The organism is Mycobacterium sp., assembly GCF_965229265.1.
Taxonomy (GTDB): Bacteria; Actinomycetota; Actinomycetes; order Mycobacteriales; family Mycobacteriaceae; genus Mycobacterium.
In genome coordinates this window covers 162,130-180,352 of the sequence record NZ_CBDDIY010000012.1, presented here as the reverse complement: position 1 = coordinate 180,352, position 18,223 = coordinate 162,130, and the positions used below count along the sequence as shown (strand labels likewise).

Annotated in this window: 21 protein-coding genes; 12 read left to right on the top strand and 9 right to left on the bottom strand. The window is 68.1% G+C overall.

What is annotated here, in order from left to right; translation table 11 throughout:
• Positions 1-14: 14 nt before the first annotated feature.
• The gene (locus ADBZ9K_RS18550; RefSeq protein ID WP_526623055.1) at positions 15-1,022 is read left to right on the top strand and encodes a glutathione S-transferase family protein; all 1,008 of its coding nucleotides are present in this window, start codon (positions 15-17) and stop codon (positions 1,020-1,022) included.
• Here the strand turns inward: ADBZ9K_RS18550 and ADBZ9K_RS18545 are convergent.
• Both ADBZ9K_RS18545 and ADBZ9K_RS18540 read right to left on the bottom strand, forming a co-directional pair.
• Positions 1,019-1,510, bottom strand: coding sequence for a DUF2771 family protein (locus ADBZ9K_RS18545; RefSeq protein WP_526623053.1), 492 nt, complete (start codon positions 1,508-1,510; stop codon positions 1,019-1,021). The two genes, ADBZ9K_RS18550 and ADBZ9K_RS18545, sit on opposite strands and share 4 nt — an antisense overlap.
• Entirely contained in the window at positions 1,507-3,225 is a 1,719-nt protein-coding gene (locus ADBZ9K_RS18540) for an MFS transporter (protein ID WP_526623051.1), read from the bottom strand. The genes ADBZ9K_RS18545 and ADBZ9K_RS18540 overlap by 4 nt, the downstream gene beginning before the upstream one ends.
• A gap of 70 nt (positions 3,226-3,295) precedes the next feature.
• On the opposite strand from ADBZ9K_RS18540, the gene ADBZ9K_RS18535 reads away from it, so the two are divergent.
• Complete coding sequence (locus ADBZ9K_RS18535; protein ID WP_526623049.1) at positions 3,296-4,252, top strand: DUF3027 domain-containing protein; 957 nt, start codon at positions 3,296-3,298, stop codon at positions 4,250-4,252.
• Here the strand turns inward: ADBZ9K_RS18535 and ADBZ9K_RS18530 are convergent.
• Positions 4,249-4,701: an SRPBCC family protein gene (locus tag ADBZ9K_RS18530; protein WP_526623047.1), complete on the bottom strand. Its 453-nt coding sequence runs from the start codon at positions 4,699-4,701 to the stop codon at positions 4,249-4,251. The two genes, ADBZ9K_RS18535 and ADBZ9K_RS18530, sit on opposite strands and share 4 nt — an antisense overlap.
• 26 nt (positions 4,702-4,727) lie before the next feature.
• Positions 4,728-5,018, bottom strand: coding sequence for a DUF2530 domain-containing protein (locus ADBZ9K_RS18525; RefSeq protein ID WP_526623045.1), 291 nt, complete (start codon positions 5,016-5,018; stop codon positions 4,728-4,730).
• 106 nt (positions 5,019-5,124) lie between these two features.
• Here ADBZ9K_RS18525 and ADBZ9K_RS18520 point away from each other — a divergent pair, with 106 nt between their 5' ends.
• From ADBZ9K_RS18520 to ADBZ9K_RS18510, 3 genes are read left to right on the top strand one after another with little or no spacing between them, the layout of a single operon-like run.
• The gene (locus ADBZ9K_RS18520; protein ID WP_526623043.1) at positions 5,125-5,556 is read left to right on the top strand and encodes an Rv0880 family HTH-type transcriptional regulator; all 432 of its coding nucleotides are present in this window, start codon (positions 5,125-5,127) and stop codon (positions 5,554-5,556) included.
• Positions 5,553-6,398 (top strand): TrmH family RNA methyltransferase, encoded by an 846-nt coding sequence (locus ADBZ9K_RS18515; RefSeq protein ID WP_526623041.1) that lies wholly within the window; start codon positions 5,553-5,555, stop codon positions 6,396-6,398. Before ADBZ9K_RS18520 ends, ADBZ9K_RS18515 begins: the two co-directional genes overlap by 4 nt.
• Positions 6,399-6,408: 10 nt before the next feature.
• Positions 6,409-6,717, top strand: coding sequence for a DUF2537 domain-containing protein (locus ADBZ9K_RS18510; protein ID WP_526623039.1), 309 nt, complete (start codon positions 6,409-6,411; stop codon positions 6,715-6,717).
• 4 nt (positions 6,718-6,721) lie between these two features.
• Here ADBZ9K_RS18510 and sepH read toward each other — a convergent pair whose 3' ends face one another.
• Positions 6,722-7,501, bottom strand: coding sequence for a septation protein SepH (gene sepH / locus ADBZ9K_RS18505; protein WP_526623037.1), 780 nt, complete (start codon positions 7,499-7,501; stop codon positions 6,722-6,724).
• A gap of 78 nt (positions 7,502-7,579) precedes the next feature.
• Positions 7,580-8,701, bottom strand: coding sequence for a phosphoserine transaminase (gene serC, locus ADBZ9K_RS18500; protein WP_526623035.1), 1,122 nt, complete (start codon positions 8,699-8,701; stop codon positions 7,580-7,582).
• A gap of 139 nt (positions 8,702-8,840) precedes the next feature.
• Here serC and ADBZ9K_RS18495 point away from each other — a divergent pair, with 139 nt between their 5' ends.
• Both ADBZ9K_RS18495 and ADBZ9K_RS18490 read left to right on the top strand, forming a co-directional pair.
• Complete coding sequence (locus ADBZ9K_RS18495) at positions 8,841-9,854, top strand: diiron oxygenase (protein ID WP_526623033.1); 1,014 nt, start codon at positions 8,841-8,843, stop codon at positions 9,852-9,854.
• 18 nt (positions 9,855-9,872) lie between these two features.
• Positions 9,873-11,555 carry an FAD-dependent oxidoreductase gene (locus ADBZ9K_RS18490; protein WP_526623032.1) on the top strand — a complete coding sequence of 561 codons (1,683 nt, stop codon included), beginning with the start codon at positions 9,873-9,875 and terminating at the stop codon, positions 11,553-11,555.
• A 61-nt stretch (positions 11,556-11,616) separates the two neighbouring features.
• On the opposite strand, the gene ADBZ9K_RS18485 is transcribed toward ADBZ9K_RS18490, so the two are convergent.
• The 3 genes from ADBZ9K_RS18485 to ADBZ9K_RS18475 all read right to left on the bottom strand — a co-directional run bounded on the left by ADBZ9K_RS18485 (position 11,617) and on the right by ADBZ9K_RS18475 (position 13,791).
• The gene (locus ADBZ9K_RS18485; protein ID WP_526624217.1) at positions 11,617-12,042 is read right to left on the bottom strand and encodes a 5' nucleotidase, NT5C type; all 426 of its coding nucleotides are present in this window, start codon (positions 12,040-12,042) and stop codon (positions 11,617-11,619) included.
• A gap of 55 nt (positions 12,043-12,097) precedes the next feature.
• Entirely contained in the window at positions 12,098-12,547 is a 450-nt protein-coding gene (locus ADBZ9K_RS18480) for a VOC family protein (protein WP_526623030.1), read from the bottom strand.
• Positions 12,548-12,666: 119 nt separating this feature from the next.
• The gene (locus ADBZ9K_RS18475) at positions 12,667-13,791 is read right to left on the bottom strand and encodes a citrate synthase (protein WP_526623028.1); all 1,125 of its coding nucleotides are present in this window, start codon (positions 13,789-13,791) and stop codon (positions 12,667-12,669) included.
• A 116-nt stretch (positions 13,792-13,907) separates the two neighbouring features.
• Between ADBZ9K_RS18475 and pdxH the strand changes: the two genes are divergently transcribed.
• From pdxH to ADBZ9K_RS18450, 5 genes are all read left to right on the top strand, one after another.
• Complete coding sequence (pdxH, locus tag ADBZ9K_RS18470; protein ID WP_526624215.1) at positions 13,908-14,561, top strand: pyridoxamine 5'-phosphate oxidase; 654 nt, start codon at positions 13,908-13,910, stop codon at positions 14,559-14,561.
• 17 nt (positions 14,562-14,578) lie between these two features.
• Positions 14,579-15,871, top strand: a complete 1,293-nt coding sequence (locus tag ADBZ9K_RS18465; protein ID WP_526624213.1) for an MFS transporter — start codon at positions 14,579-14,581, stop codon at positions 15,869-15,871.
• 47 nt (positions 15,872-15,918) lie between these two features.
• A complete protein-coding gene (locus ADBZ9K_RS18460; RefSeq protein WP_526623026.1) occupies positions 15,919-16,104 on the top strand; it encodes a hypothetical protein in 186 nt (61 codons plus the stop codon).
• A 29-nt stretch (positions 16,105-16,133) separates the two neighbouring features.
• Positions 16,134-16,805, top strand: a complete 672-nt coding sequence (locus ADBZ9K_RS18455) for a TetR family transcriptional regulator (protein ID WP_526623024.1) — start codon at positions 16,134-16,136, stop codon at positions 16,803-16,805.
• A gap of 62 nt (positions 16,806-16,867) precedes the next feature.
• The gene (locus ADBZ9K_RS18450; protein WP_526623022.1) at positions 16,868-18,163 is read left to right on the top strand and encodes a citrate synthase; all 1,296 of its coding nucleotides are present in this window, start codon (positions 16,868-16,870) and stop codon (positions 18,161-18,163) included.
• Positions 18,164-18,223 lie beyond the last annotated feature (60 nt).

The window sequence follows — 18,223 nt, the reverse complement described above, 5'->3', positions numbered from 1 at the left end:
GGAACACTGGACGCGTGGGTGCCTATGTCGCCGGTGGCGGCGAATTCGAACGCGATACCAACTACATCACCACCCGGATCACCGCCGACGGGTCGGACGGTTACCCCGTCGAAGCCGGTCGGTACCGGCTGATCGTTGCGCGGGCCTGCCCGTGGGCCAACCGCGCCATCATCGTGCGTCGGCTGCTAGGGCTGGAGGACGTGCTCTCGATCGGCTTCTGCGGACCGACGCACGACCAGCGCAGTTGGACCTTCGACCTCGACCCCGACGGGGTGGACCCGGTGCTGAAGATCCCGCGCCTGCGGGATGCCTACTTCGCCCGTTTCCCGGACTATCCCAAGGGCATCACCGTCCCGGCGATCGTCGAGGTGGCAACCGGCCAGGTGGTCACCAACGACTTCGCGCAGATGACCCTGGACCTCTCCACCCAGTGGACGGCCTACCACCGCGCGGGCGCCCCGCAGCTCTACCCCGAGCCGCTGCGCGATGAGATCGACGACGTCGCCCAGCGGATCTACACCGAGGTCAACAACGGGGTGTACCGCTGCGGGTTCGCCGGCTCCCAGCGGTCCTACGACAAGGCCTACGACCGACTCTTCGCCGCCCTCGACTGGCTTTCCGACCGGTTGGCCGGGCAGCGGTATCTGGTCGGTGACACCATCACCGAGGCCGACGTGCGGTTGTTCACCACCCTGGCCCGCTTCGATCCCGTCTACCACGGGCATTTCAAGTGCAACCGCACCAAGCTGGCCGAGCTGCCGGTGCTGTGGGCCTACGCCCGCGACCTGTTCCAGACCCCGGGCTTCGGCGACACCACCGATTTCGTGCAGATCAAGCAGCACTACTACATCGTGCACTCCGACATCAACCCCACCGGTATCGTGCCCAAGGGGCCAGAGCTGTCCGGCTGGTTGACCGCGCACGGTCGGGAATCGTTGGGCGGCAGGCCATTCGGCGACGGGACACCGCCCGGGCCGACGCGCGAGGGCGAGCGGGTGCCGGCCGGGCACGGCGCGGACTAGGGCCAGAGCAGGCGCACCGACCACTCCGCGTGCGGAGCGTCGCGCAACTCGCCGCTCTGGTCCTGCACCAACGTGAGCAACTGCACGACGACCCCGGTGAGTCGGCCGCGCTGGGGATCGACCGTCGGGATTGTCACGGCCAGTTCGGTACCGGGGCGGATCAGCGTCGTGGTCGAGTTGCGCTCGTCTTCGTAGACGCGCAGCAGCCGCCAGGGCGCCCGCCCGATGGCGGTCGGCACCGACAACTGGACGGGGTAGCGCTCGGTGACGGCCAATTCACCCTGCGTCTGCGGGTTCTGGCAGTCGTTGAGGTTCACCACATTGCAGTACACATACGGGCCCACCCGCACCGAATGCCCGTGCGAGTAGGCGCTGATCTGCGGCAGCCGCGAGCCGGTGTCGCGGGTCAGCAGCCACGCGCCCACGCCGGCGCCGACCGAGGCCGCGACCACGAGCACCACCAGAAGCCAACGAACCGTCCGCGTCACAGGCTGGTCACCGCCGATGCACCTTCCTGTTCGGCCAGCACCGGGCGGTTGCCGCCGAACCCGGGGATCAATGAATCGCCGCGATAGCTGACGATGGTCTGCGCCAGCCCGAGGATGAGTAGCGAGCTGATCGCGGTGAAGCCGACCCACAACTCGGTGTAGACCAGCACCCCCATCGCCCCGCCGAGCACCCAGGCCAGCTGCAGCACCGACTCCGAGCGGCCGAAGGCGGAGGCCCGCGATTCCTCGGGCAGGTCGTCCTGCAACGACGCGTCCAGCGAGGCCTTCGCGATGGCGCTCGATCCGGACGTGACCAGCGTGGCCACCGCCGCCGCGATCAGATTGCCGGTGACGGCGGCCACCACCGCCAGCGCGGTCACGGCGATCGTCGCACGCACGACCAGTACCGCCGGTCGCCCCAGTCGCAGGCGGGCCGCGGTGAAGTTGCCGGCGAAGTTGCCGATGCCCGCCGCGGCCCCGATCGTGCCCAGTATCCCCAGCTGGACCCAGCCGCTGGCCTGGTGGGCCTTGGCCACGAACGCCGGATACAGGAACAGGAACCCGACCATCGCCTTGATCGTGCAGTTGCCCCACAGCGAGGTGATGATGTTGCGGCCCAACGGTTGTCGTCGTGCGCCACTGCTGCGAGTAGATCCCTTCTCGGGCCATCTGCCCAGCGGTCCGCTGCGCCCGTGGTAGGTCAGGGTGGCCGGCACCTCGCCCTCGGTGACCTCGACCCAGCGCGGGATCCGCATCGACAGGGAGGCGCCGGCCAGCGTCACGAAGACCACCACGAACAGCGCGCCGGGCAGCTGGAACAGGGTGGTCAGCACGTACTCCACACCGGCGGCGATCCCGCCGCCCACGATCGTTCCACCGATCAGGCCGAAGACTGTCAGCCGCGAATTGACCCGCACCAGGTCGATGGTCGGCGGCATCACCCGCGGGGTCACCGCGCTGCGCAGCACGCTGAACGACTTTGAGAAGACCATCATTCCCAGCGCGCAGGGGTAGAGCACCCACGACGGGTAGCCGCCGGTGGCGCCGTCGTAGTTCATGATCAGCACGATCGCCAGGGCGGTGCGCAGCATGAACGACATCGCCAGCGCTGCCCGCCGGCCATGCTGCACGCGGTCCAGGGCGGGCCCGATCAGTGGCGCGATCACCGCGAACGGCGCGATGGTGATCAGCAGGTAGAGCGCGACCTTGCCCTTGCTCTCTCCGGACGCCGCGGCGAAGAACAACGTATTGGCCAGCGCGACCGCCATCGCCGAGTCCACCGCGAAGTTGGCCATTACCGGCCAGGTCAGCGCGGTCAGGCCGGATTTGTCGGCGCCGTCGGCGGTGGCCGCGCGATGCACCATCGAGTACATCCGGGAGCCCATCTCCCGGCTGCGCATCGCCGCGGCGCGGGTGACGGTGATGCGCTCGCCGGCGCCGTCGCCGACACCACGGGAGCCCGGTGGTGGGCCCGATCGGGCGCCGGCGTGCTGGCTCTCCTCGCCCAGCGGCGGCAGATAGCGGTTGGCGCTGGGCATCGGGTTGGACCGCCGGGTGGGTCCGGAGCGGCGGTAATGGTCCTCGTCGCTGGGGTAGTTGGCCATCCCGGGGTGCTCCCCGCCGGCGGCGTCGGAGTGGCGGCGGCCCGGCCCGGATGCCGGGTCTGCGCTCGAGTGGTCACGCCGGCTTCCAGACACGTCACGATTCTCCCCCATAGCGGCATACGGGGGCGCACCCGTGACCGGTGTGGCTGCCAAGGCAGTTCGTGAGGCAAGATTGGTGCCGATGGACACCTCGATCGACTCCGCAGAATCCTTGGCCCCGGCGCATCCCGTCGAGCCATCGGATGCGGTTGCCGCCGTGCTGAGTGGAGCCGTGGAGCGGGCGCGGCAGGCCATCGTGGAGTTCAGCGGCGACACCGTTGGTGAGTATCTCGGCGTCAGCTTCGAGGACGACACCGCCGCGACCCACCGATTCCTGGCGAAGATGACCGGCTATCAGGGTTGGCAGTGGGCGGTGGTGGTGGCCGCTTATCCCGGCGCCGAGCACGCGACGGTCAGCGAAGTCGTCCTGGTGCCCGGCCCGACCGCGCTGCTGGCTCCGGCCTGGGTGCCCTGGGAGGAGCGGGTCAAACCGGGCGACCTAAGCCCGGGGGATCTGCTGGCCCCGGTCAAGGACGACCCGCGGCTGGTGCCCGGGTACACCGCCACCGGCGATCCCGCCATTGACGACGTCGCCTACGAAGTCGGTTTCGGCCGCCGCCAGGTGCTCAGCGCGTTCGGTCGAGACGACGCCGCGCAGCGCTGGCACGACGGTGATCACGGCCCGGGTGCGCCGATGGCGCGCGCCACCAAGCGGGTGTGCCGGGACTGCGGGTTCATGGTGCCGCTGGCCGGTGCGCTGGGCGCCATGTTCGGAGTGTGCTGCAACGAGCTGTCCGCCGATGCCCAGGTCGTGGACTTCGAGTATGGCTGCGGCGCTCATTCGGACACCCCGCCGCCGCCCGGTACCGGATCCCCGATCTACGACCCGTACGACGACGGAGTGCTCGATGTCGTGGCGGCCACCCCGGCCACCCCGGTCACCGAGAGCACCGAGCCTGTCGAGGCGGCCGGGGCTGTCGAGGAGTCTCTGGAGGCCGCCGCGGAGTCCGTCGAGCAGACCGAAGTCACCGAGCCGGCAGAGCTGATCGAGCAGTCCGAGGAACCTTCGGAATCCGTCGAGCAGACCGAAGAGGCTTAACGCTCAGCGGCCGCTTTGATCCGGGCCAGCGACGTGTTCATGCCCTCGACGAGTTCCTTCTCGAAGTTGGGCACCCCACCCAGAACCGCGTTGACCGTCATGGTGGACGTCGCTTTGACGCCGTTCTCGGCATGCCGGCTCTCCACTACGCGGGTGCCGGTGGCGGTCGGCTCGAGCTCGTAGCTCCACACGGTGTTGTTGGCGTTGACGCGGAAGGCGAGCTTGCGCTCGGGGATCACCTCGGTGATGGTCGACGTCGTCGGCCAGAACAAGCGGTTGCGCCGGTTGAGGTTCAGGGTGCGGGTCCCCGGACGTACCTGGCCCAACGCCTTCATCAGCCGGCACTGCGGGCTCCACTGGGGCATGTTGTTCAGGTCGGAGATCAGGCTCCAGACCTTGCTCACCGGGGCATCGATCTCGATCTCGGCCTGCAAGAGCGGGGCTGCCATCAACTTCTCCTTCGTTGGTGTGGGATCTAGCGTGCGCGCGGGTCGAGGCCGGTCTGGGCCCCGCGCGCGCCTCGTCGGGCGGCCGCGCGCTGCCACAGGAAAATAGACGTGCCGAGCCCGCCGGTGCCCAGTCCCGCGAGCGCGATGGGCCGCCATGACTCCAGGGCCGGAACGGCGAACGCCGCGATGGTGGCCAGCGCCCACAGCAATGCGCCGACGAGGACGACCGGGCGGGGGTCCAGCAACGCGGCGGGCAGTGCCGGTGGCTCGGGTTCGGCCATCGGCGGCGGGCTCGGTTCGCGCTGATCGGAAGGCATTGCCGTCCAAGGTAACCGATCGCGTCCGCGCCGCCGCGGGTAGGCGCCTGCCCAGTTGCCCCGTTTCATCGCTGGACGCGTGTCGTTGTGTCGTAGGGTTTGCGACGTGAACGACGGTGACCAGCGGTTGGCCAGTGATCTGTCGCTGGCCGTCATGCGGTTGGCGCGGCAGTTGCGCTTCCGCAGGCCCGAATCACCGATCACGCTCTCGCAGCTGTCCGCCCTGGCCACGCTGGCCAAGGAGGGGGCGATGACGCCGGGGACGTTGGCGGTCCGAGAACGGGTCCGGCCGCCGTCGATGACCCGGGTGATCGCCTCCCTGGCCGACCTGGGACTGGTCGTACGCACGGCACACCCGGCCGACGGGCGTCAGGTCCTCGTCGCGGTGTCGGAGGCGGGTGCCGAGCTGGTCGACAGCGAGCGGCGGGCCAGCCAGGAGTGGTTGCGTAACCGGCTGGCCACCCTTGATGGCGACGACCGCAGGGTCCTGCTGCGTGCCGCGGATCTGATGACCGCACTCGTCGACGAAAAGCCGTGAGCGACAAAATTTTCGGTGGGGTCGACGGTCTAGATGTCATCGACGTGACCGACCCGCGGGACCCCCGCGTTGACGACTTCCGTGACCTCAACAGCATCGACCGTAGGCCGGACCTGCCGTCCGGCAAGGGGCTGGTGATCGCCGAGGGCGTGCTGGTGGTCCAGCGGATGCTTGCCTCGCGGTTCACCCCACACGCCTTCCTGGGGACCGAGCGGCGGCTGGCCGAGCTGGCTGCCGACCTGGCCGGTGTGCAGGCCCCGTTCTACCGCGCCTCAGCGGAGGTGATGGCCGACGTGGTCGGCTTCCACCTCAACCGTGGGGTGCTCGGTGTGGCGCGCCGCGCGCCGGAGTTGACGCCGGCCCAGGTGCTCCGGGGTGCACGCACGGTTGCCGTCCTGGAGGGGGTCAACGACCACGAGAATCTCGGCTCGATCTTCCGCAATGCGGCCGGCCTTGGCGTGGACGCGGTGATCTTCGGCAGCGGCTGCGCCGACCCGCTGTATCGGCGAGCGGTGCGGGTGTCGATGGGTCACGCGCTGCTGGTGCCCTTTACCCGGGCGCAGCAGTGGCCGGCCGAGCTTCATGCGTTGCGGGAGCAGGGTTTCCGGCTGCTGGCGATGACGCCCGATGCGGGGGCGCGGACGCTGGCCGAAGCGATGGACGGTCTGTCCGGCGACCGGGTCGCGGTGCTGGTCGGCGCCGAAGGCCCGGGTCTGACCGAGACAGCGATGCGGGCCAGCGATGTGCGGGTGCGCATCCCGATGTCGCGGGGAACCGATTCGCTCAACGTCGCCACCGCCGCGGCGCTGGCGTTCTACGAGCGGGCCCGCACCGGTGGTTAGGCTTCCACCGATGGGCCGCAGCACAGCTACCGCGGGAGGGAACCTAGTGACCGACGAGTCGACGCCGTGGGGGACTGGGCTGACGGTAGCTGCCTTTGTCGCGGCGGTCACCGGGGCGGCGGTCGTGGTGCTGAGCATGGGGATGATCCGGGTGCACCCGCTGGTGGCGATTGTGCTCAACCTGATCGCGGTCGGGGGGCTGTCGCCCACGCTGTGGGGCTGGCGGCACATCCCGGTCCGGCGCTGGTTCGTCCTGGGCGCTGGTATCGGTGTCGCCGGAGGCTGGTTGACGCTACTGGCCCTGGCGGTGGCGAACTAGCTTCTCAGCGCTCGCCGCTGGAGCGCACCCCGAGCAGGACGTCTTCCCAGCCCGGGACCGTCGGCTTGGCCTTAGCGCGCTTGGCGCGCGGCGTCGGTGTCGGCTTCTCTTCGAGTGGTGCGGCAACGGGTGCGGGCACCGGCTGGGGCTGATCGTCGAACTCCAGTTGTGCCACCGGCGCAACCGGGCGCAGCGGACGCTCGAACTTCGGATCGATGAGCTCACTGGCGGCGTCGTCGAGGGCGGACACCGTGCCGCCGTGCGCGCCGGGGTTGAAGCGGAAGTGCGCGACGTTGTCGGAGAGCCCCGCCTGCCAGGCCAGCTGTACGGTCCAGCGGCCGTCCTCGCCGCGCCATGCATCCCAGTCCGTCGCGTCGGGATTGAGGCCACGCGCCACCAGGGCGGTGGTGATGGCTTCCAGCAGCGTCGAGACGGCGGGCCCGTCGGCCAGCACCGGGTGCGCGGCACTGGCCAGTTCGGCCGCCCGTTGACGTTCCAGCAGCACCGGGTGGGCGAACCGCTCCACCTTGGCGATGTCCATGCCTGATGAATCGGCAACCTGCTCGACGGAGGCACCTGCACGAATGCGGGCCTGAATATCCCTGGGTCGCAACACGCCTTTGACCTCTTTGTCCCTCAGGGCCTGGCCCAATGACCGGTCACCGCGCACGGCGGCACGGAGCCGATCATCAACCTGCACGGTGAACTTGTCAGCCGGGTCGCGGCCTTCGCAGATGATGTGCCTGCCGTCGACATCGAGTCCGATCACCCTCAGTTCTCGCATGTCGACCTCCTTCGTCGGGACTCTAGCTCAGCCCACAGAAGATAACGGTTAGGACACGCTGGAGCGAGGGCCCCTACCTCAGAGTCGCTCGACGACCCAGTCGACGCACTGGGTCAGGGCGGTGACGTCGTCGGGCTCGACTGCCGGGAACATTGCGATGCGCAACTGGTTGCGGCCCAGCTTGCGGTACGGCTCGGTGTCGACGATGCCGTTGGCCCGCAGCACCTTGGCCACCGCCGCGGCATCGACCGCGTCGGTGAAGTCGATGGTGCCCACCACCTGCGACCGAAGCGCGGGGTCGCTGACGAACGGGGTGGCATACGAGGACGCCTCGGCCCAGGAATACAGCCGCTGCGACGAGTCGGCCGTCCGCTTGACCGCCCAGTCCAGCCCGCCGTTGCCGACCATCCAGTCGATCTGCTCGGCCATTAGCACCAGCGTGCCGATCGCCGGGGTGTTGTAGGTCTGGTTCTTCAGGCTGTTGTCGACTGCGATCGGCAGCGACAGGAAGTCGGGGACCCAGCGCCCCGAGGCCGCGATGGACTCGATGCGGGCCAGCGCCGCGGGCGACACGATGGCCAGCCACAGCCCGCCGTCGCTGGCAAAGTTCTTCTGCGGTGCGAAGTAGTAGGCGTCGACGTCGCTGATGTCGACGGGCAGGCCGCCGGCCCCGGACGTGGCGTCGATCAGGATCAGCGCGTCGCCGGATCCCTCGGGCCGCCGTACCGGGACGGCAACCCCGGTCGAGGTCTCGTTGTGGGCCCAGGCGATCGCGTCCACCGACGGGTCGGACTGGGGTTCGGGCGCGCTGCCCGCGTCGGCCTTGATGATGATCGGTTCCCCGACGAACGGATTCGCGGCCACCGCCGAGGCGAACTTCGCGGAGAACTCGCCGTAGGTCAGGTGCAGCGACTTCTTGTCGATCAACCCGAATGCGGCAGCGTCCCAGAACGCCGTCGCGCCGCCGTTGCCGAGGATGATCTCGTAGCCGTCGGGCACCGCGAAGAACTCGCGCAGGCCGTCACGTACCCGCCCGACCAGGTTCTTGACCGGAGCCTGGCGATGCGACGTGCCGAACAGGGCGGCTGCCGTCGTGCTCAGTGCGTTCAGCTGCTCGGGGCGCACTTTCGACGGGCCGCACCCGAATCGGCCGTCGCCGGGTTTGAGGTCGGCGGGGATAGTCAGCGCTGCATCAGCCATGGCTCAAGCCTAGAAGCCGGTGCCACCGGTTTGAAATCGAGGCTTGAGGCGGGGCGGCAGAGGGTATAGACACTTAGGTGATACCTGCGGTACCGTTTTGACATCACCCGCCCCAATGTAAACCTCTGAGGAGGCTGTCATGGCGAGAACCAAGATGGTCCGGCGCTGGCGCCGCAACATGGACGTGCTGGACGACCAGGACTACGTGGACATGCTCACGACGTTGTCCGAGGGCTCGGTGCGCAGAAACTTCAATCCCTACACCGACATCGACTGGGATGCCCCCGAGTTCGCGGTGGTCGGAGGCGACGAGCGCTGGATCCTCCCCGGCACCGACCCGATCGGGCAACACCCCTGGTACCAGTCACAGACCAAAGAGCGGCAGATCGAGATCGGCATGTGGCGGCAGTCCAACGTCGCCAAGGTCGGCCTGCACTTCGAGTCGATTCTCATCCGGGGCCTGATGGAGTACGCATTCTGGACACCCAACGGCTCCCCGGAGTACCGGTACTGCCTGCACGAGGCGGTCGAAGAGTGCAACCACACCATGATGTTTCAGGAGATGGTGAACCACATCGGCGCCGATGTACCGGGGATGCCCCGTTTGCTGAAGTGGCTCCAGCCGGCCATCCCGCTCGTTGCGGGGCCGCTACCGATCCCGTTCTGGTTCGGCATTCTCGCCGGTGAGGAGCCAATCGACCACACGCAGAAGAACGTGCTGCGCGAGGGCAGAACGCTGCACCCGATCATGGAGCGGGTAATGGCGATCCACGTCGCCGAGGAGGCCCGGCATATTTCCTTCGCGCACGAGTATCTGCGCAAGCGGGTGCCGCACCTGCCGCGCCGCAAGCGCTTCTGGTTGTCGCTCTACGTGCCAGTGGTGATGCGCGTGCTGTGTTCGGCCATCATCGTGCCGCCGCGGGCGTTCTGGAAGGAGTTCGACATCCCGCGCTCGGTGCGCAAGGACATCTTCTTCTCCTCGCCGCAGTCGCGACAGATGTTGCGCGACATGTTCGGTGATGTGCGCATGCTGGCCACCGACACCGGGTTGATGAACCCGTTGGCGAAGCTGATCTGGCGGGTCTGCCGGATCGACGGTGAGCCGAGCCGCTTCCGCAGTGAACCGGCCCGCCAGCACGTGGTCGCCGCGTAAACCAAAGGACTCAGGCCTGTGCCCCATGTGATCACCCAGTCGTGCTGCAGCGACGGGTCCTGTGTTTATGCCTGCCCGGTGAACTGCATCCACCCCAGCCCCGACGAGCCGGGCTTTGCCACCGCCGAGATGCTCTACATCGATCCGGTGGCCTGCGTGGACTGCGGGGCCTGTGTCAGTGCGTGCCCGGTCGGCGCGATCGCGCCCGAGAGCAGGCTGACCCCGACGCAACTCCCGTTCATCGAACTCAATGCGGCGTTCTATCCCGAGCGTCCCGCCGGGGTGAAGCTACCGCCGACGTCCAAGCTCGCCCCGGTGCTGCCGGCGCCGCAGCTGCGCCGCCGCGGTGAGCTGACGGTGGCCGTCGTCGGATCCGGGCCGGCGGGAATGTACGCCGCCGACGAGCTGCTGACCCAGAAAGGCGTGCGGGTCAACGTCTTCGACAGATTGCCCACCCCGTTCGGACTGGTCCGCGCCGGTGTCGCCCCCGATCACCAGAAGACCAAGGGCGTGACGCGGCTCTTCGAGCGGATCAGCGCTCACCCCCGCTTCACGTTCTATCTGAATGTCGAAGTGGGACGGCATATCTCCCATGCCGAGCTGCTGGAGCACCATGCTGCGGTGGTCTACACCGTCGGAGCACCCAACGACCGCAGGCTCGACATCCCCGGTATGGGGCTGGCCGGTACGGCGACCGCCACCGAGACCGTGGCCTGGATCAACGGTCACCCGGACTTCGCCGGGCTGGACGTCGACCTGAGCCATGAACGGGTCGTCGTGATCGGCAACGGCAACGTGGCCCTCGACGTCGCGCGAATTCTGACCGCCGACCCCGACAGCTTGGCTCGCACCGACATCTCCGGAACCGCGCTGCGGGCGCTGCGCGGCTCCGCCGTGCGCGAGGTCGTCATCGCGGCGCGGCGCGGGCCCGTCGACTCGGCCTTCACGCTGCCCGAGCTGATCGGGCTGACGGCGGTCGCCGAGGTCGTCCTCGACGCCGACGACCATGACCTGGTCGTGCAGGACTTGGCCGCCGCCACCGACGCCGTCGCGAAAGCCAAACTCGAGATCCTGTCCACATTGCCGGTGGCCACGTCTGCTGCCGGCCGGCCGCGGATCCGGCTGGCCTACCGGCTGACACCGCACCGGGTGCTCGGGGCCGAGCGGGTGAACGGCGTCGAATTCCGTCGCACCGGCACCGACGAGGCAACCTGTATCGAGGCCGGGCTGCTGCTCACCTCGATCGGATACCGGGGTGCGCCGATCGTCGATCTGCCCTTCGACGAGGACACCGCGGTCGTCCCTAACCGCGACGGCCGCGTCATCGATCCGGCCACCGGCGAACCCGTCGCCGGCGCGTACGTCGCGGGCTGGATCAAGCGGGGGCCCACCGGATTCATCGGCACCAACAAGTCGTGCGCCATGGCGACCGTGTCCAACGTGGTCGACGATTTCAACGCCGGCCTGCTCACCGATCCGGTCGCACACCCGGCGGATCTGGACCGGCTGATCCGCTCGCGGCAACCCGACGTGGTCGATACGGCGGGCTGGCGTGCGATCGATGCCGCCGAAGTAGCCGGCGGAGCGGCGCGGAACCGGGTCCGGGTCAAGTTCACCGATGTCGCCGACATGGTCGCCGTCGCGGCTACCGTGCCGCAGCCACCGCTGGCCCGACGCCTGCTCGCCGGACTGTTGCGGTAGGGCCCCAGGACCTGGCCGTCGGGTTCACCGGCCGCGGCGCCCGACAACCCGCGGGCCGTGGTCAGGCCTTGTCGCGCAGGTACTCCAGCACCGCGTTCCAGTCGGGGAACTGTGCTGATCCAAACTGGATCCACTCGCCGCCGAAGCGTTCTGCGCCGTTGTTGGGCCGGTCGTCGACGAGGAAGTCGCCGCGGTTGAGCTCCTTGTGGTGGGTGAGGATCAGCCGCTTGTAGGCGGGGGAGTCCGCTTCGCTACCAAGGTGTTCGTGCACCCATTCGAGCTTGTGCTGCCAGCCCGACGGGTTGCGCCACGGCGCCGTCGACAGCAGGTAGGTGTCGAACAGCTCCGAGAGCTCGGTGAAGGCTTCGATGGCCCCGGGCATCGATCGCATGAGCGCGAAGATGCCCGGCGCCTCGTCCATCCGGCCGCGGTACTTGTCGATCACGACCGGATCCAGGCCCTCGATCCGGTGACCGAAATCGACCATGGTGTTGTCCAGGTCGATGTAGAGGATCTTGCGGGGGGCCCGGCTCACGCCTGCATTATGCCTGGCTCACCGCCTGCTGAATCTCGTCGTAGCTGACCTCACGTACCGGCTGGCCCAGCGACCACTGGTGGCCGAATGGGTCGCGCACCATGCCGTAGCGGTCACCCCAGAACTGGTCCTCGAGCGGCATCACCACAGTCGCGCCGGCATCAAGCGCGCGCTGGAATTTCTCGTCGACATCGGTGACGGTCATATGGATGGTTACGGGCGTCCCGCCGAGCGCGGGTGGCGTCATCGACTTGCCGTCGGACATCTCGGGGAAGTCGTCGTTGAGCATGACCATGGCGCCGTTGATCTGGACGGCGGCGTGGATCAGCTTGCCGTCGGGGCGGGGGACGCGGCCGATCTCCTCGGCGCCGAACGCCCTGACGTAGAAGTCGATCGCCGCGGCCGCGTCGTCGACGACCAGATGCGGGGACAGTGCGGGTTGTATTTCGAGCGCCATAAACAGCCTCCTGTCGTCAGGCGGCCCGGCCGGCCGCCACCGGTGTAGACATCACGGGCGAGCGAAACTCATCACCCACACGCCATCCCACCACCGCACACCGACAGAATCGGAGGCGTTCAGACGGATTGATGCGCGATCTGGTCCCAGCCCTCCACCGACGCCGGGGAGCGCGGTGCCGGGCCGACGTAGATCGCCGAGGGGCGCACCAACTTGCCGAGTTGCTTCTGTTCCAGGATGTGGGCGCACCAGCCCGCGGTGCGTCCGCAGGTGAACATCGCCGGCATCATCTTGGCCGGTACCTGGGCGAAGTCCAGGATCACGGCGGCCCAGAACTCGACGTTGGTTTCGATGGCCCGGTCCGGACGGCGCTCGCGCAGTTCGGCCAACGCGGCCTGCTCGAGTTGGGCGGCCACCTCGTAGCGCGGTGCTCCCAGCCGCTGGGCAGTCGCGCGCAGCACCCGTGCGCGGGGGTCTTCGGCCCGGTAGACCCGGTGGCCGAACCCCATCAGTTTCTCCTTGCGGTCCAGGATGCCCTTAACGACCGCGCGGGCGTCGCCGGTGCGCTCGACCTCGTCGATCATCGGGATCACCCGGGCGGGGGCCCCGCCGTGCAGCGGTCCGCTCATCGCCCCGATGGCCCCGGACAGCGCGGCCGCAACATCGGCACCGGTGGAGGCGATCACCCGCGCGGTGAACGTCGATGCGTTCATCCCGTGTTCAGCCGCCGACACCCAGTAGGCGTCGATCGCCTCGACGTGGCGCGGATCGGGTTCACCCTGCCAGCGGGTCATGAAACGCTGTGTGACGGTTGAGCATTCGTCGATCACGCGCTGCGAGACCGCCGGCCGGTAGATGCCGCGGGCCGACTGGGCGACGTAGGACAGGGCCATCACCGATGCGCGCGCCAGGTGGTCGCGGGCGGTCTCGCCGTCGATGTCCAGCAGCGGGGCATAACCCCAGATCGGCGCGAGCATGGCCAGCCCGGCCTGGACGTCGACCCGGACATCGCCGGTGTGGATCGGCAGCGGGAACGGCTCGGCGGGCGGCAATCCGTCACCGAACCGGCCGTCGACCAGCAATGCCCAGACGTCGCCGAATGTCACCCGGTTGCCCACCAGATCCTCGATGTCGACGCCGCGATACCGCAGCGCGCCACCGTCCCGATCCGGTTCGGCGATCTCGGTGGTGAAGGCCACCACCCCTTCCAGGCCGGGCACGAAATCGTCGGGTACCAGCGTCATGACTGGATTCTCCCACTCGCGGATCGGGACGCCGCTACCGGTCGGTAACAGACCGAGGAGCACCCGCGGCGTACCGTTAGGGCGTGGAATTTCCCCAAGGTGATCGCCTTGCGGCGATGCGAGTGGAGTACGGCTCGGTCGAGAAGGACGGCAGCAACGACCTCGACGTCGACTGGCTGGCCGATGGCTGGCTTGCATTGCTGCACAGGTGGATCGCCGACGCCGAGGCGGCCGGGATCGCCGAGCCCAACGCGATGGTGCTGGCCACCGTCGATGCGGGAAGGCCGGCCAGCCGCACGGTGTTGTGCAAGAGCGTGGACGAGACCGGAATCACCTTCTACACCAATTACGACTCCGCCAAGGGCGCCGAGCTGGCGGCGGCGCCGTATGCCTCGGTGACGTTCCCCTGGTACGCGCTGGGCCGCCAGGTACACATCCGCGGTTCGGTGACCAAGGTCGCCCCCGAGGAGACCGCCGAGTACTGGTCCAAGCGGCCGCGCGGCTCGCAGCTGGGTGCGTGGGCCTCGGCGCAATCCCGCCCCATCGGCTCGCGTGCTGACCTGATGGCGGCGCTGGCCGAGGTCACCGAACGCTTCGCCGGCGACCAGGTTCCGGTACCCCCGCATTGGGGCGGCTATCGCATCGCCCCCGACGTCGTCGAATTCTGGCAGGGCCGGGAGAACCGCGTGCACAACCGGATCCGGGTCATCACCGGCGCCAGCGAGCCGGCGACATCGGGCACCGATCGCATCGAGCGGTTGCAGCCTTAACGGTGGCGCGGGATCCGATGTCGTCGGCCCGGCGACTCCGGCTCTTCGCCGACACCACCCCGCTGCGCACGCCGGACTTCCGGCGGTTGTGGGTGGCCGGCATCGTCACCGTGGTCGGGGGCAACCTCACGATCTTCGCCGTACCCGTGCAGCTGTACGCGCTGACCCGCAATTCGGCCTACGTGGGTTTGGCCGGTGTCTTCGCCCTGGTTCCGCTGATCGTGTTCGGGCTGCTTGGTGGGGCGTGGGCCGACGCGATGGATCGCCGGCGGCTTCTGATCATCACCGCGTGCGGCCTGGCGGTGGCCTCGGTGCTGTTGTGGCTGCAGGCCGCACTGGAACTGAACAACGTGTGGGCCGTGCTCGTCCTGCTCGGTGTGCAGCAGGCGTTCTTCGCGATCAACTCGCCTACCCTGGCCGCCTCCATCCCGCGCATGCTGCCGATCAGTCAACTGCCCGCGGCCAACTCGCTCAACATGACCGTGCAGCAGTTCGGCGCGATCGCGGGCCCGCTGCTGGCCGGGGTGATGCTGCATTGGATCGACCTGTCGACGCTCTACCTGATCGATGCGGTCACCTGCCTGGCACCGATCTGGGCGACGGTGCGGATCGCTCCGATGCCCAGCACCGAAGCGGTGGTCGCCGGCGTGTCGCGGTGGGGTCTGGGTGCGGTGCTCGAGGGCTTCCGCTACCTGGCCGGCAACCAGGTGGTGTTGATGTCGTTTGTGGTGGACCTGATCGCGATGATCTGCGGGATGCCGCGCGCGCTGTTCCCGCAGATGGCGCACGAGAATTTCGGGGGACCGGTGGCTGGCGGTGCCACCATGGCCCTGCTGGCCGCTGCCATGTCGGTGGGCGCGGTCGCGGGTGGGGTGTTCTCCGGGTGGTTTCCGCGGATCCGTCGCCAGGGTCTGGCGGTCGTCGCCGCGATCGTGGTGTGGGGTGCGGCGATGGTCGGTTTCGGAGTCGCCGGAGGCCTGGCCGGCGGACGGGCCGGGACCATGATGTGGATCGCGTTGGCGTTCTTGGCCATTGGCGGTGCGGCCGATATGGTGTCGGCCGCCTTCCGGTCGACGATCCTGCAGGAGGCGGCCTCCGATGATCTGCGCGGTCGGCTGCAGGGGGTGTTCCTCGTCGTCGTCGCCGGTGGTCCGCGGCTGGCCGACGCGGTGCACGGCGTTGCGGCTGCGGCAGTGGGCACGACGCTGGCCGCCGCGGGTGGAGGGGGCCTTGTGGTGGTCGGTGTCCTCCTGGCAGCGGCGGCTGCCCCGGTGTTCCTGCGATATCAGGTGGGTCCGGCGAAATCCTGATCTTTGCTGAGCCGGGGTTGCGCGGGTGATCCGACTACGATTGCGGTGTGCCCGACGTTATCGCGCAGACCATGGGATTGCGCGAACGGAAAAAGCAGCGCACCCGCGCAATGCGGGTCGACGACTGTGACGACTGCGCGGCCATCATGATCGACCGATGTGACAGCGCGTTCAAGGAATTCACTGATATAGCCGCGACGGAAGTGGGATCGGCGCTACCTTCGAAGGTTTGACCTCGGGGGGGCGATGCGAGGGGGGAAGTGTGAACGCTGGCGTTCCCGGTCTGCGTGAACTCAAGAAGCAGCGTACGCGGGCGACGCTGATCGACGTCGCCATCCAGCTGTGTATCGAGCGGGGCTACGACAACACCACCGTCGAGCAGATCGCTGCCGCCGCGGAGGTGGCCCCGCGGACCTTCAGTCGCTACTTCTCGAGCAAGGAGGCGGTGATTGTCGCCATCCTCGACGAGGTTTCCGATGACATCGCCGTGGCCTTTGCCCGCCAGCCGTTGGACATCCCCCACTACGAGGCCCTGTCACGCGCTCATCTGGAGACATTCTGCAGCCCCGACTACGGTCGTCCCGGTGCCGACTCCTTCGACCGGATGCGGCTGCTGCTCACGATCGTGAATTCGGCCCCGGCCATCGGCCTCGCCCCATTCATGTTCCGAATCGACGGCTATCACCATGCGGCGGCGGACGTCGCTGCGCGGCGCATGGGCGTCGCCCGCGATGACCCCGCCGTCAAGGTTCTGTTCGACACCTGGGCGGTGGTGATGAGCGTGGCCTGTCAGGGCCTGGGTGCACCGGGTCGTCCCCCGGTCGACGCCGACGTGTTGTGTGACCGGATCGCCTCGGTGTTCGCGATTTTCACCCGGCTCTGGGCGCCAGCGCGGACCCCGGACCACACCCCCGCGGGCGAGTCGGCAGAATAACGACTACCTTCACCTAGTACGGATAGCCTCAGCAGGCGTCGAAGAGCTCAGAAGGGGTTCATGTGGCCGGAACCGACGACACCGCCAGCCTGAAATACCCGGGCGGCGAGGTGGACCTTGACATCGTCCATGCGACGGAGGGGTCTGACGGGATCGCGCTAGGCTCACTGTTGGCCAAGACCGGCTACACGACGTTCGACCAGGGCTTCGTGAACACCGCGTCGACCAAGAGCGCCATCACCTACATCGACGGCGACGCCGGCATCCTGCGTTATCGCGGGTACCCGATCGAGCAGCTCGCCGAGAAGTCGAACTTCATCGAGGTGAGCTACCTGCTGATCTACGGCGAGCTCCCGACGGCCGAGCAACTGGAGAAGTTCACCACCCAGATCCAGCGGCACACCCTGCTGCACGAGGACCTCAAGCGGTTCTTCGACGGCTTCCCGCGCAACGCCCACCCGATGCCGGTGCTGTCGAGCGCGGTCAACGCGCTCTCGGCCTACTACCAGGATTCGCTGGACCCGCTGGACAAGTCGCAGGTGGAGTTGTCGACGATCCGGCTGCTGGCCAAGCTGCCGACCATCGCCGCGTATGCCTACAAGAAGTCGGTGGGCCAGCCGTTCCTGTACCCGGATAACACCCTGACGCTGGTGGAGAACTTCCTGCGGATGACGTTCGGGCTGCCGGCCGAGCCTTACGAGGTGGATCCCGAGATCGTCCGGGCCCTGGACATGTTGCTGATTCTGCATGCCGACCATGAGCAGAACTGCTCGACGTCGACGGTGCGGCTGGTCGGCTCGTCGCAGGCCAACTTGTTCACCTCGATCTCCGGCGGCATCAACGCGCTGTGGGGCCCGCTGCACGGCGGCGCCAACCAGGCGGTGCTGGAGATGCTGGAGAAGATCCGCTCCGGCGACGACGACGTGCAGACCTTCGTCAAGAAGGTCAAGAACCGCGAAGACGGTGTGAAGCTGATGGGCTTCGGGCACCGGGTCTACAAGAACTACGATCCCCGCGCCCGCATCGTCAAGGAGCAGGCCGACAAGATCCTGGGCAAGCTCGGCGGCGACGACGAGCTGCTGGACATCGCCAAGCAGCTCGAAGAGATCGCCCTGACCGACGACTTCTTCATCGAGCGCAAGCTGTATCCGAACGTCGACTACTACACCGGCGTGATCTACCGCGCGATGGGCTTCCCGACGCGGATGTTCACGGTGTTGTTCGCCCTGGGCCGGCTGCCGGGCTGGATCGCGCACTGGCGTGAGATGCACGACGAGGGCAGCAGCAAGATCGGCCGCCCGCGCCAGATCTACACCGGCTACACCGAGCGCGACTACGCCGCTATCGGCGGCAGGTGATCTTGTTCGCCCAAACCAACGTTTGGGCGAACAACTGCGAGTGATCTTCGCCATTTCGTC